The sequence below is a fragment of the Paenibacillus sp. CMAA1364 genome, from assembly GCF_054373195.1.
On sequence record NZ_JBITNB010000008.1, the window covers coordinates 91924 to 105873 of the forward strand.

Annotated in this window: 10 protein-coding genes; 7 read left to right on the top strand and 3 right to left on the bottom strand. The window is 39.5% G+C overall.

Features of this window, described 5'->3' with window-relative positions; genetic code table 11:
• Positions 1 to 48: 48 nt before the first annotated feature.
• The 4 genes from ACH8E3_RS07910 to ACH8E3_RS07925 all read left to right on the top strand — a co-directional run bounded on the left by ACH8E3_RS07910 (position 49) and on the right by ACH8E3_RS07925 (position 4429).
• Positions 49 to 1377 (top strand): ABC transporter substrate-binding protein, encoded by a 1329-nt coding sequence (locus ACH8E3_RS07910; RefSeq protein ID WP_458632079.1) that lies wholly within the window; start codon positions 49 to 51, stop codon positions 1375 to 1377.
• 111 nt (positions 1378 to 1488) lie between these two features.
• Positions 1489 to 2346 carry a carbohydrate ABC transporter permease gene (locus tag ACH8E3_RS07915; RefSeq protein ID WP_458632080.1) on the top strand — a complete coding sequence of 286 codons (858 nt, stop codon included), beginning with the start codon at positions 1489 to 1491 and terminating at the stop codon, positions 2344 to 2346.
• A 22-nt stretch (positions 2347 to 2368) separates the two neighbouring features.
• Positions 2369 to 3244, top strand: coding sequence for a carbohydrate ABC transporter permease (locus tag ACH8E3_RS07920; RefSeq protein WP_458632081.1), 876 nt, complete (start codon positions 2369 to 2371; stop codon positions 3242 to 3244).
• Positions 3245 to 3427: 183 nt separating this feature from the next.
• On the top strand, positions 3428 to 4429 hold the full coding sequence (locus ACH8E3_RS07925) for a protoglobin domain-containing protein (protein WP_458632082.1): 1002 nt from the start codon (positions 3428 to 3430) through the stop codon (positions 4427 to 4429).
• A 106-nt stretch (positions 4430 to 4535) separates the two neighbouring features.
• Here ACH8E3_RS07925 and ACH8E3_RS07930 read toward each other — a convergent pair whose 3' ends face one another.
• The 3 genes from ACH8E3_RS07930 to ACH8E3_RS07940 form a co-directional block, all read right to left on the bottom strand.
• Entirely contained in the window at positions 4536 to 6221 is a 1686-nt protein-coding gene (locus ACH8E3_RS07930) for a type 2 periplasmic-binding domain-containing protein (RefSeq protein WP_458632083.1), read from the bottom strand.
• Between the two features lie 103 nt (positions 6222 to 6324).
• The gene (locus ACH8E3_RS07935; protein WP_458632084.1) at positions 6325 to 7935 is read right to left on the bottom strand and encodes a response regulator transcription factor; all 1611 of its coding nucleotides are present in this window, start codon (positions 7933 to 7935) and stop codon (positions 6325 to 6327) included.
• Between the two features lie 13 nt (positions 7936 to 7948).
• Positions 7949 to 9748 (bottom strand): sensor histidine kinase, encoded by a 1800-nt coding sequence (locus ACH8E3_RS07940; protein ID WP_458632085.1) that lies wholly within the window; start codon positions 9746 to 9748, stop codon positions 7949 to 7951.
• A 145-nt stretch (positions 9749 to 9893) separates the two neighbouring features.
• On the opposite strand from ACH8E3_RS07940, the gene ACH8E3_RS07945 reads away from it, so the two are divergent.
• From ACH8E3_RS07945 to ACH8E3_RS07955, 3 genes are read left to right on the top strand one after another with little or no spacing between them, the layout of a single operon-like run.
• Complete coding sequence (locus ACH8E3_RS07945) at positions 9894 to 10844, top strand: ABC transporter permease (protein ID WP_458632086.1); 951 nt, start codon at positions 9894 to 9896, stop codon at positions 10842 to 10844.
• A 15-nt stretch (positions 10845 to 10859) separates the two neighbouring features.
• On the top strand, positions 10860 to 11732 hold the full coding sequence (locus ACH8E3_RS07950; RefSeq protein ID WP_458632087.1) for a carbohydrate ABC transporter permease: 873 nt from the start codon (positions 10860 to 10862) through the stop codon (positions 11730 to 11732).
• 43 nt (positions 11733 to 11775) lie between these two features.
• Complete coding sequence (locus ACH8E3_RS07955) at positions 11776 to 13938, top strand: glycoside hydrolase family 3 N-terminal domain-containing protein (RefSeq protein ID WP_458632088.1); 2163 nt, start codon at positions 11776 to 11778, stop codon at positions 13936 to 13938.
• The last annotated feature ends 12 nt before the right edge of the window (positions 13939 to 13950 follow it).

The following is a 13950-nucleotide window of genomic DNA, read 5'->3' on the forward strand; positions in this document are numbered from 1 at the left end:
TACACAAATATGTATCTTGTAATTAATCATTTAAAGGGGGATATACAATTGAAAAGATCGTCGGTAGTTCTATTAAGTATGATGTTAGTATTCACAATGTTTATTGCAGCATGTGGCAACAGTGAAGTGAAGAATGCCCCGAAAGAAACACCTAGTACAGATACACCTAAAACAGAGGAAGCTAAAAAGGATGTATCATTACGTGTGTTCTCCACATTTGGAGGAACAGATGCAGCACGTGAATCATTCCAAGCGGCTTTGGATGAGTTTGCGAAGAATAACCCTAACGTAAAGATCGAGAATGATACCATGTCAGCAAATGATGACGGTTTCAGAACAAAAGTGAACACAGATATGACAACGGGTAATGAGCCTGACTTATTGTTCTACTTCGTTGGTGCAGATGCTCAAGGTTTTGTAGATGCAGGTAAAGTTGTCCCTATGAATGAGATCCTTGATGGAGATGCTGAATGGAAGAAAGGCTTTAGTCCAAGCGCTCTAGAGAATACAAGACAAGCAGATGGTAACATCTATGCTATCCCATTAACTGGATTCTACGAAGGGTTGTTTGTGAATAAGCAATTGTTCACTGATAACAACGTTGAACTTCCGACAGACTGGGACAAAATGAAGAAGGCAGTGGAGACATTTGCTGCAAAAGGAATTATTCCATTAGCTGCTCCATTTGATCAATCACACTATGTAGTAGAGCACTTCATCCTATCTGCAGCTGGCCCTGAAAGCCAAAGTAAAGGTTTAGCTGGTGAAATTGATCCTAACTGGGAAAAAGGATATGCAGCGATGAAGGAGCTTTATGACCTTGGTGCATTCCCTAAAGATGCAGCAACCATCGATCTTGGGATGGCTTCTAACTATTATGGTGAAGGTAAAGCTGCAATGATTCTTGAAGGTTCATGGGCATTCGGTGGATTCACTGACCAAGGCGTGAAAGATAATACGACAGTTATTCCTTTCCCAGTTGTTCCTGGTGGTGTGGGTAGCGGTAAAGATATCATTGGTGGATTCGGTTCTGGATTCTACTTGTCGAAGTCAACTTACGACAATGCTGATAAGAAAGATGCTGCAATCGAATTGTTAAAGCATATGACTTCAAAAGACGTAATCCAAAAAATTGCTACTGCTAATGGTGGTACACCTGCAGCTAACGTTGAAATTAGTGGGTTAGCACAAGCTTCAGTTGATGGTTTTGCAATGGCTGCCAATTCAACATCCATTAACAATCCAGTAGACAGTAAGATTTCTCCAGAAACATTCTCAAACCTTCGTGCTGGTGTTCAACAGGTGGTAACGGGTAAGAAGTCACCGGCTGATGTATTAAAAGAAGCAAAGGCAACTGAGGATGCAAATAAGAAGTAAGTATCTTATTAAATAATCTGTAATCATATAGGATGAACGCCGCCAATCTTGTATAGGCGGCGTAATCTTTTAAACAACAATGGAAGAAAATAAACATCAAAGGTGATAAATATGAAGGGTGATAAAAAGTATATTTTGATGTTTTTGTTCCCTATGGCAGCATTCATGTCCGTCTTCTTATATTATCCGTTCTTTAAAAGTTTATATCTTAGCTTTTATCGAACTAGAGGCTTCTTCGACAAGAAATTTGTTGGATGGGATAATTATGAACGTTTAATATCGGATAAGCTGCTGGGAGCTGCAACATTACACACATTAGAAATCATGTTATATGTTATTGTCTTTCAGGTTGGAATTGCCTTATTACTGGCTGTAATGGTTGATAATATTTCGAAGTTCCAAGGATTCTTTCGTACGGTATTCTTCTTTCCTGTCGTGATTTCAGGAACAGCCATTTCATTAATGTTTGTACTATTTTATAATTATAACTTTGGTCTATTAAACACTGTTCTAGCTAACTTCGGATTAGAGAAGGTTCTTTGGTTAAGTGAGAGTAATGCATTGAAGGCAGTTGCCGTTCCTACCGTGTGGCACTATGTCGGGTTTTATTTCGTCTTATTCTTAACCGCTATGGCCAAAATTCCAGCTGATTATTATGAAGCGGCGAAGCTAGAGGGGATTACAGGTTTTAAGAAAACAACTAAATTGACGATTCCTTTAATTATGAATGATATTAAAGTTGTTATTACATTGGCGATCACGGGAACGATGAAAGTGTTTGAATTTGTATGGGTCGTTTCAAGAGGTCAGAATGGCACAGAAGTATTAGGAACCTATATGTATAAAAAAGCGATGGTCGATCAGAACTTTGGTTATGGATCAACAATTGCAATATATATGGTCGTTGTTGGAGTACTATTAGCTTTACTTGCTAACCGTTTGTTAAAGAGCGATGAAATCACATACTAAGCAATTATTAGGGGTGTAATTGATGCAACCAGCCATTAACAAGGAACATAACACACGGCGAGTTAAATTGACGAGCCGATTTAATTTAGGAACCACCCTCATGTATGTTGTGCTGACTCTATGGTCCCTAACGACAATTTATCCATTATTCTGGATTGTGAACAACTCATTTAAGATTTCAAGAGATGTTATGAACAAGTCGTTTGCCATAGCTTTGGACCCGGTGTTTGTGAACTATACAACTGCATTTGACCGAATTAATATTGGAAAGAGTTATATGAACAGTCTGATCATGTCAGGTGGTACGGTATTGTTCGTACTACTCTTTGGTGGGTTAGCCGCGTATGTGTTGTCAAGGTTCACCTTCAAAGCAAAACGAGGTTTATACTCGCTACTATATGCGACACTACTGATCCCTGCTTTCGCAACCGTCGTTCCCGTATACGAAATCCTTATTAAATCTAGTTTAGTGAATACGTATTGGGGATTGATTTTACCACAAACCGCAGGTAACTTAACTTTTGCAACGTTAGTTATTGCAGGATATATGACTACCATCGCTAAAGAGCTGGAAGAAGCGGCTTTCATTGATGGATGTAACAGATGGCAAATGTTTACGAAGATATTTTTTCCAGTATCTAGACCTGCATTTGCATCGGTGAGTATCTTTGTATTCTTGTGGTCATACAATGATTTGTTCTCTGCATTAATTTTTGTTAATAAAGAGAATGTTCGTCCTATTGTTGCTTTGTTGAACGAGATCAGTTCGCAATATGGAACGGACTTTGGACTTATGGCAACTGCCGTTGCACTTACTGTCATTCCTGTATTAATCATTTATTTATTCATATCTAAATTTATTGAAAAGGGATTGACTGAAGGAGCAGTAAAAGGGTAAGAAAAGTCCATATTAAATCTAGAAACGAGTGTCCCACGAACCATGAATATGGCCTGGGTCACTCTTTTTGTGTTTCATAATATTATTAAAATTTTAAATGCTAGCTATTTTGTTGGAAAATATCTAATATGAGGATTGGTTAACTTTTGAAATCATAAGATATACATCTTGGGAGGATACATAATGATTCAAGTAACAGAAGAGAGAAATAAACAATTAAAGTACACGGGGATAACGGAAAATGATCTAACTTATTTGAGTCAGCAGAAGGAATTTTTCAAAGCGATTACAAACATTGTTGTTGATCGTCTCTATGATCACATTGAAGAGCAACCGGAACTGGTTAGAATTATTAATGATAACAGTACATTGGAGCGATTGAAGGAAACGCAACGGTGGTACTTCATGACCATGGTAGAAGGTAAGATTGATATGGAATTTATAGATAGAAGATTACATATTGGTAGAATACACTCTAGAATTGGATTGACAACAGATTGGTACCTAGGAACGTATATGACTTATTTGGATATGGCTGTACAGTGTTTACAGCAGGTTGCTCCAGAGGAGTGGATGAATATTACACTATGTCTATCCAAAATGTTTAACTTTGACTCTCAGCTAGTGTTAGAAGCATATGAGCATGATGAGAAACAGAAAGTTCAAGTGATGTCTGACGAAAAAAAAGAGACGCTTATTAAAATTAATCAAGTGGTTCAAGATCTAGCTACGATGATGGTGCAATTAAGTAGAAATAGTCAGTCGATCGCAGATACTGCGACTAATACAGCAGAACTACAAGAGCAAGCTAATACTAAAGTGGATTTGCTTCAATCGAAGATTGGTGAAATATCTGTCGTTGGAACGTTATTGCAACAAGTATCTAGTCAAACGCATTTGCTAGGCTTGAATGCAGCGATAGAAGCAGCACATGCCGGTGAATTTGGTAGAGGGTTCGGTGTCGTGGCGAACGAAATTCGAAAGCTAGCTACACATTCTAAAGAATCCGTCGGTGATATCAAAAAGAAACTGAATGAAATAACCACTGTGCTTCAAGAAGTGATGGAGGATTCAGTGAAAACCAATCAACTGGCAAGAGAACAAGCGGCAAGCTCACAAGAATTAAGCGCATTTGTGAATATGATAGAATCGGTTACTAAAGATTTAGAACAGATAGAGCATTAATATTTTTATATATAAGAAAATACAACAGGCTAAGGATCGGTTATCGATCTTTAGCCTGTTGTTTATTTAGGATAGTAAGTAGAAATCTATCTCATCGAAATTATGTCTACTTAGATACAGAAGTGAACCATTCGTTTACTTCTTTCGTAATCTGATCTCCACCATTGGCTTTCCAGTTGGCCAAGAATTGGTCGAATGCATCTACAGGAAGTTGACCGTAGATGATTTTATTGAAAGTCTCCATCTCAGATTGACGTAGAAGATTCCATTTCGAGATCATCGTAGGTGTTGCAGCACCTGTGAAATAGTTCTGTTTACGAACGTCAATTTGAGACATAACGACTTTAGCAGCATACCAGTTCTCAGGTTTGCGGAATTCTGCCAGTTGTTTCTCGTAAGGTGTTGCAGCTGTTTCACCATCTGCAAGTTTCACTAATGTCTTCATGTAAAGATTCGGTATACGAGCTGGCCCTGTTAAGAATGGGAATTCATTAGAGAAATCTTTGATTTTCTCTTTATCACTGGTTGGTTGTCCATCAATGATATCCCAATCATACCCTTTTGCGAATCCGAATTCGAATTCACTGCCTACGGCAGGATCAGCTAAGTTATCTAATAGATAGTTATAATATAGGAATATAGCTTCTGGATGCTTAGCATCCTTATTAATCATAATACTAGCATTCACACCAGAGTTCTGCCATTTGGTTCCGACATGTCCATCCGGACCTGCAGGAACGGGATAGGCTTTATATTTCGAACCAGCTACATTCTTCAATAAATCTGGTGCTGGCCAATCTGGAACCCAGTTGGCACCAGGTAGAATACCCGCTGCGCCTTTCGTCCAGCTCTCTGCTGATTTACCTTCATCCCATAGCGCGGAGTCGGCATGTATATATCCTTTGTCCATCCATTCTTGAAGTTTCGCTAGAGCTTGTTTAGCTCCTGGATGAATTGAACCGTATTCAAGATTACCGTCTGCGTCTTTGTTCCATTGCTCTTGCACGGTACCGTATGCTCCGAACAACCAATCTAGCCCACCCATCCAAGTGTTTGTATTACTTTTTAAGGAAATAGCTAATGGGAATACATCCTTAGGAGCTAAACCATCTGGGTTTTCATTTTTGAACTTGTCCATGATGATATCTAAATCGGCAATGGTCTTTGGAGCTTGAAGGTTTAATTTCTCCATCCAATCTTCTCTTAACCATAACAACGTATCGTCATTATCTGTGTATTCAAGAATAGGCATGTTGTATTTCTTACCGTCTCTTGTGAAGGGATACCACAACTCTGGATGTTCAGTGGAGTGATTCTTCAAAATATCGTTGGCGTATTTATCAAATAGTTCATCGATGGCAATAAACTGACCTGAATCAATTAATTGGTTAGTTAACACGGCATCTGTCGGTACAGATACAAAGTCAGGAAGCTTTTCACCGGATGCAATGGCGAGTTGAAGCTTTTGTCTATATTGATCATCATTGGCAGGGTACCAAGTATCTTTATGTTTCATACCTAAAGTATCCAACATCCATCGATCATGGACATTATTTTCTTTGGTGTCCCCTTGCACATACTTCTTAGGCATCAATACAGCACTGATCTCGATCGGTGGATCATATTTACCCTTTTCAAATGCAAGATCTGCAGGATTACTGTCATTGGAAACGGTCTCAGAATTAGGTTTGCCATTCGAGCTGGTGTTGTTTCCTGTGTTGCCACTACATGCTGTAACTACCATTAATGCTACAAGCACGAGCAGAAACCATGGTTTTTTCAAGTTACTCATTATTGATCTCCCCTTAAGAATTAGTCTTTACAGCTGTTACTTTACCAAGGATTCAGGGAGTACATCTATATGAGATTATTAGTTTTGATAGGACTCTGTCATGCTAGTTACTTCCGTCTCTATATTCCTGAGGCGTTACCCCAAATTGTCGCTTAAATACTTTAATAAAGTATGCGGGGTCCATATATCCAATTTCCATACTGATCTCATATACCTTTTTCTTCGAATTTTTCAGTTTATGACATGCACGATCCATGCGAAGGCGGGATATATAATCGCTTATGCCTTCACCTGTTTCGATCTTGTAGATTTTGGATAGATGTGTAGGATGTAAATTCACATGATCTGCTAGTACACGTAATGACACATCAAGATGTAAATTTTTGTCCGTGAAATCTTGAACTTTCTTCACATACAATGATCGGATGTCCTTGATTTCATTTGAAGTTCCATCCTTCAGCTTACCCAACACACCGAGTGACCAATTTCTAAGTTTACTTATAGATGAGAAGGCATCACCACTCTGCAGTGGCTCTATGTCTAACCCTAGTAATTTGACTAGCGTATGACCATTCTGATGAGCAAGATGCGAGAATGAAGAAGAGATAAGATACCCGGCTTCCATACAGTGCTCTAAAGACTCGGACCATTTCTCATCTAATTCCGCACACACCGCCAAGAGTTTCTCTTCAGCCGCATCCCAATGACCAGCTTCTAATAAGTTGCTTAAAAGTGGTGGCAAGTAAAGTGTGTCTAATGGACCAGGCGCAGTGTCTTGTTCTAATTCACCGACCCGCATAACAAATTCCCGTTCTTCACCGACAATTTGACGGAAATAGGCTGAAGCCTGACGGAAAACCGTAGGTAGATTATTTGGAAATAAGAACCATTCTGTCATAACAATAGATATGGAACCTTTCAAGAACTGTTTCACTTTCGACTGCAGTTGTAAAGAAAGCTTTTCTAATATATTTTCTTTCGAAATATTATGATTGAGATCTTTGATTTGCAGTAAGAATACGAGATATCCATGTTCTTCTTTAACACCCCAGACATGCATGAATTCACCAATAATCTCTTCTGCCATATTGATAATGGCGTATTCTAACAAGGGTTGCTCATGATTTGGATAATGTCCGAATTCATCATCCATTCGTACCAACAATAAGGCACAATCCCCCTCTGTGAAAGCTAATCCGTAATTATCGAGCTTCCGACTCCAATCAACGGCTGACATTCGATGCCCTCTTAATGCGTCAAGTAGAAGCTGACCACGTAAAAGAGGCAAGTTCTCCCTAAGGGTATATTGTGTTCGTTCAAACGAACTAATCGTTTCCCATTCCATCTTAATCTGATTCATTGCTGTTGTCACAGCAGTGAATAATTCTTCATCCAACGGTGGTTTAAGAAGATAATCTACAGCATGATGCTGTATCGCCTTCTTAGCGAACTCGAAGTCGGAATGACCGGATAAAAGGATGCATTTTATTCTTTTGTCACGCATCCTTATATGCTCAATCAGTTCGATGCCGGTCATTTCGGGCATTAGAATATCTGATATGACAATATCGATCGGATACATATCGATGATTTGAAGCGCCTCATGTGCGGAATACGCTTTATATACGTGCTCGATACCCAATGTGTGCCAAGGTTTATGTTCCGAAAGGTTATCAACCCAGTGTGCTTCATCGTCCACGATTACCATTTGCATATGATGTCTCTCCTTAGGTGTTTAGATCTTTGTGAATAACTTCAGTAGGTATCTCCCAGACAATCTCTGTACGGAATCCTCCTAGTGGTGACTTTTTAAAAGATAAATAAGAGTTGTTACCGAATTGATGCATGATTCTCTGATTCGTATTCCACAGACCGCAACCCATCTCATCAAGCAATGATTCATACATTTTAAGATTTAATGCCTCTAGTTGTTCCTGATCTAACCCTGGCCCGTCGTCATCAATGTAGATCTTGCAATAGCCATCGAACATCTCGCCACTGATTCCAATCTCACCGGATGTATACGATTTAGCTACGCCATGAATGACGGAATTCTCGACAATGGGCTGTAACATTAAGCGAGGCACAATCAGAGTTCGCATCTCCTTGGATATATCAATATGATAATCAATTCTGCCGTTACGAAGTTTTTGGATATCTAAATAATTAATAAGAAGTTGAATTTCTTCTTCCAACGTTGCCGTATCGCGTTCCATTCGAGTGGTATAACGATAATATCCACTCAAGTTATAAGCCATGGAGACGACAGCTTCTTCATTTTTCATCTGAGCCATATTAATAATATAACCTAAGCAATTATATAGAAAATGTGGATTGATCTGTGCCTGTAACTGCTTAAGGGTTGCTTCTCGTGATCGAATCTGCTCATGGAGTACGTTCTCAATCAAGTCTTGAATTTGGCGTGACATATCATTAAAACGATAGAAAAGGTAAGAGAACTCATTCTGATCTTTGGAATCAAGTCTGACAGAATAATCGCCTCGCTTCACACTTCGTAGGCCATTAATTAATTTCTTGATTGGAATCTGAACATTCTTATATAACAAGACGGAAGCTGATATACCCACAACCAATAGTAGTAACATCGATAAATAGAATAAGTTCCGACTGAAAGATATGGGACCTAGAATTTGATCCAGTGGAACAACATCAACCAATTGCCAATCCAAATAGGATGATTGAACAGAACTAACTAAGAAATTATCCCCGTTCAAAGTGACTACATGTTGGTTGATATCTGTGGATGATTGCTCTTCCAAATAGTTGATTAATTCAGCAGACAACTGCTTGTTCATGGTACGATTTAGGATCGGAGCATTCCCTTTGTGGTAGAAGAAGGGATCACCTTGTCCGCCCGCTTTATACGTATCTAGCATATTCTGAATATTCTCATAACTAAAGCTTGCTTCAATGACTAGATTACTTCCCGTGAGGGCTCCTTGTTGCGCGATGGAATCCGTATAGAACCAGTAGAAGGACCTTAGTTCATCCCCATAGTCGCTTCGACCATCCCCGTAAGTCCATTTACCACTCATATTTCTTTTTAGATAATTCTCATCATACGGTTCTTGTTTATTGTAATTGGATATAACATCTCTATTCTGTTGAGAGTGTACGGCATATTTAGCAGGCCATATATCCATTACGCCAGATTGAAGAACCATCTTTTCTTGAATTACATATCTAGTCTGCATTCGATCGTAGCGATCTTCCCATATGTTTAATCCGTTGAACTTCCGAACATTCGGATCTTTGGAGAAGACCAGACTGAAATCCATCATCTGATTAATGCGCGAATCAATCTGGCTAGATAGAAATGTGAGTTGTTTCGTGTTCGACATCTGTAACTCGTTACTTACGACTTTGAATGTGACGTCATTTGAGTATGTATACAAGAACACAATAGGTATAAACAAGACGATAATCAAGCTATTCATCTTCGCGAAAAGACTTAAATTGGCCCAAGACATTCTTTTGACAAACGTATTTGCTCTCATTCGTTCCATAATTGTCTCCCCCAGACGAAGTCCCTAATAAAAACATATCAATCCTAACAATGTTATATAGTCAGCTCTAAGAAAGGCTTGATACTATATATATCAGAGATTCTCATTACACACAAAATAAATTTTTTTGGAACGGGAGAGAGCTATGGAAGCAAATACTGTACGTCAGGTGGAACTTGAGAATACCCGGCATATCAAGAGAAAAAAAAGCTATAAGCAGCCTTGGATATTGCATTTCATGGTATTACCAGCAGCCATTTTGGTGTTTATATTTTCTTATATTCCAATGTCTGGCATTATTATGGCATTTCAAGATTATAAGCCTGCGCTAGGAATAGCCGATTCTCCTTGGGTTGGATTGAAACATTTTCGGTACATGTTAGAGAATGAATACTTTTTACAGATTACGTGGAATACGCTGTTTTTTGCATGTACTAAGATGGTCATGAACTTAATTGTTCCTTTTCTCTTTGCCTTGTTATTGAATGAAGTAAGGAATATGGGATTAAAGAGATCCATTCAAACACTCGTATATTTACCTCACTTTCTTTCTTGGGTCACCTTGTCTGGCATCTTGATTGATATGCTCGCACAGACAGGGCTAGTCAACCAGTTCATTTCAAGTGTATTTGGTATTAAGCCAATTTTCTTCTTAGGCAATGGAAGTTGGTTCCGATTCACGATCATTGTGAGTGATGTTTGGAAGGAATTTGGATTTAATACAATAATCTTCCTAGCAGCACTTTCTGGTATTAGTCCATCACTATATGAAGCTGCTGAGGTGGATGGTGCTAATCGTTGGAAGCAGACGACACATATTACCATTCCATCCATTATTCCGATTGCTATCGTGATTGCAACGCTAGCATTAGGTAGCGTATTGAATGCGAACTTCGACCAAGTATTCAACTTATATAGTCCTTTGATTTATCAACAAGGAGATATTATTGATACATTCGTGTATAGAGAAGGACTTCTTAGTGGACAATTCAGCTTTGCTACGGCAGTGAATTTATTCAAATCTATGATTAGTCTAGTTCTGATTGTTGTCTCCTATCGTCTCGCTTACAAATTTGCTGGCTACCGAATCTTCTAGAAAGGATGATCCCTTATGTATCATAAGACCCTACCTTATCGAGTCTTTAGCGTTATTAATAATGTTCTCCTGACCCTTATATCCATTCTGTGTTTATTGCCTTTATACCATTTACTGATGGTGTCCATGAGTGCATCCGCACCAGCTAACGCTGGATTGGTTACATTCTGGCCAATTGGATTTACTCTGGAAGCTTATGCAAAGACATTTACCAATGTTAATTTTCTATCATCCTTATGGGTCTCTGTTGAACGAACAATCCTAGGAACTGGGCTTGCACTGGTAGTGAATACTATTGCTGCCTATGCACTATCCAAAGAGACACGTGTATTTAGAGCGCGCAATATCTATCTATGGTATTTCGTCGTTACGATGTTGTTCAGTGGCGGTCTTATTCCAGGCTATATTCTTATTCTGAAGTTAGGACTCATGAATACCTTATGGGCACTTATTCTTCCAGGTATGGTAGGCGTATTTAATATTATCCTGCTTCTGAATTTCTTTCGTACCGTTCCCAAAGATCTTGAAGAAGCGGCATTTATCGATGGGGCAGGTCAGTTTAGAACGTTCTTTAGTATTTACTTACCTGTATCATTGCCGGTCATTGCAACGGTATCTCTATTCATGATGGTGGGACACTGGAACTCCTATTTTGACGGTATTATTTATATTCGAGATGCTGAGAAGCTACCTTTAGCAACATTTATGCAAACCATTATCGTGCAGGCGGATATGTCTAAATTGGATCCAGAAGCTGTAAAGAACTTATCACAAAGAACCATTAGAGCATCGCAGATCTTTATAAGCGCATTACCTATTCTGCTGGTTTACCCATTTCTGCAACGTTTCTTCGTTACAGGCATTGTAGTTGGCGCTGTAAAGGAATAATAAACACCACAATATAGATGAAATGACTTGGGGGATATTGAATATGGAGAACATAGAGTTAAAAGAATTACTAGAACAGATGACACTAGAAGAGAAAATTGCACAGATGTTGCAATTGGTCGTGTCTTATTTCGTAGCAGATGATAGTGGTCAGATTACGGGGCCAATGGAGTCTCTTGGAATAAACGATAACACCGTTAATCAAGTGGGTTCTGCATTAGGACTAGGCGGAGCAGCCAAAGTAATTGAAGTACAACAAACACATTTGAAGAACGATAGATTAGGTATTCCCTTACTATTTATGGCGGATATTATCCACGGCTACAAGACTATTTTCCCGATACCTCTAGCTATAGGATGTTCCTGGGATCCAGAATTAGCAGAACGAAGTGCAAGTATTGCGGCAAAAGAATCGGCAGTATCCGGTCTACATGTCACGTTTGCTCCGATGGTTGATTTGGTGCGAGATCCTCGTTGGGGTCGTGTGATGGAATCCACAGGAGAAGACCCATACTTAAATAGTTTGTTTGCTCGTTCATTCGTACGTGGGTTTCAAGGTGAGGATTTAGCAAGTGATGTTAGCCGTGTGGCTGCTTGTGTGAAGCATTTTGCAGCATATGGTGCTGGAGAAGGTGGACGTGAATATAACACAGTAGATCTATCCGAAAGACAATTAAGAGAATATTACTTACCTTCGTACAAAGCTGCCCTAGATGAAGGTTGTTCCTTAGTGATGACATCATTTAATACGGTACATGGATCACCTGCTACGGGAAATCGTGCTCTAATGCGTGATGTATTGCGTGAAGAGTGGGGATTTGATGGGGTGCTAATCTCGGACTGGGGAGCGGTTATAGAACTGATTGCTCACGGTGTTGCCGAGGATGAAGAGCAAGCGGCTTACTTAGCAATTCAAGCAGGTGTAGATATTGAAATGATGACATCTTGTTATGTGAAACATCTGCCGGAGCTTGTAAGAAGCGGTAAGGTGAATGAGTCACTTATTGATGAGGCAGTACTTCGTATATTGAATTTGAAGAACAAGTTAGGTTTGTTCGAGAATCCATTACGTGGAGCAGACCCAATAGCGGAGCAAGAAGTTGTATATTGTGATGAGCATAGAAGTGTTTCCCGTGAATTGGCTTCCAAATCATGTGTTCTTCTCAAAAACACAGGTGTTCTTCCGCTTCAAAGGGATCAAAAAGTCGCATTGATTGGACCGTTCGCCCAAAGCACAGACATCCTAGGCCCATGGTCTTGGATGGGCGCGGATGAAGAGATTAAGCCTTTGAATCAAGCGATTCAGGAGAGGATTTCTTCATCTAATATGGTCATTGCAGAGGGTTCGGACATTGACACCATGACAGAACAACAATGGCAACAAGCGGTTGAAGTTGCTCGTGAATCAGATGTTATCGTACTGGCACTGGGAGAGAGTTCCCATATGAGTGGTGAAGGTGGAAGTCGTTCGGATATTACTTTGCCAGAAGCACAACTTCAACTAATTGCTCACATGCGTACTTTGAATAAGCCTATCGTAATTGTCTTGTTTAACGGTCGTCCACTAGATCTGCGTGGCGTACATGATCAAGCGGATGCTGTACTTGAAGCATGGTTCCCAGGAAGTGAGGGGGCGAACGCGATCACAGATATTCTATTTGGAGATGTCAACCCATCAGGAAGACTATCCATGTCGTTCCCACAGGCGGTAGGACAAATCCCAGTATATTATAACCATTACAATACAGGTCGTCCGAAAAAAGAGTCTGAACCGGATAATCGCTATGCATCGCAGTATCTAGATATCCCGAATGAACCTTTATTCCCATTTGGTTATGGGTTAAGTTATACCGAATTTAAATATGGTGAAATGGTGCTTTCTGCAGAGGAAATGACATCAGAACACCCAATACAAATCACTGCAACGATCACGAATACCGGTTCTATGGCAGGAGAAGAAGTCGTACAACTCTATATCCGTGATATTACGGGAGAAGTGGTTAGACCGATGAAGGAGTTGAAGGCATACTCCAAAGTTCATCTACAGCCAGGAGAAAGTAAAGAGGTTAGCTTTACTGTGACAGAGGAGCAGCTTCGATATCATCATTATGATCTAAGTTACACAAGTGATGCTGGCAAGTTCGCTGTATTATTGGGAACGAATAGTCGAGATGTGGAAGAGCGGAGATTCTACTTAAATAAGTAGATTAGAAGAACA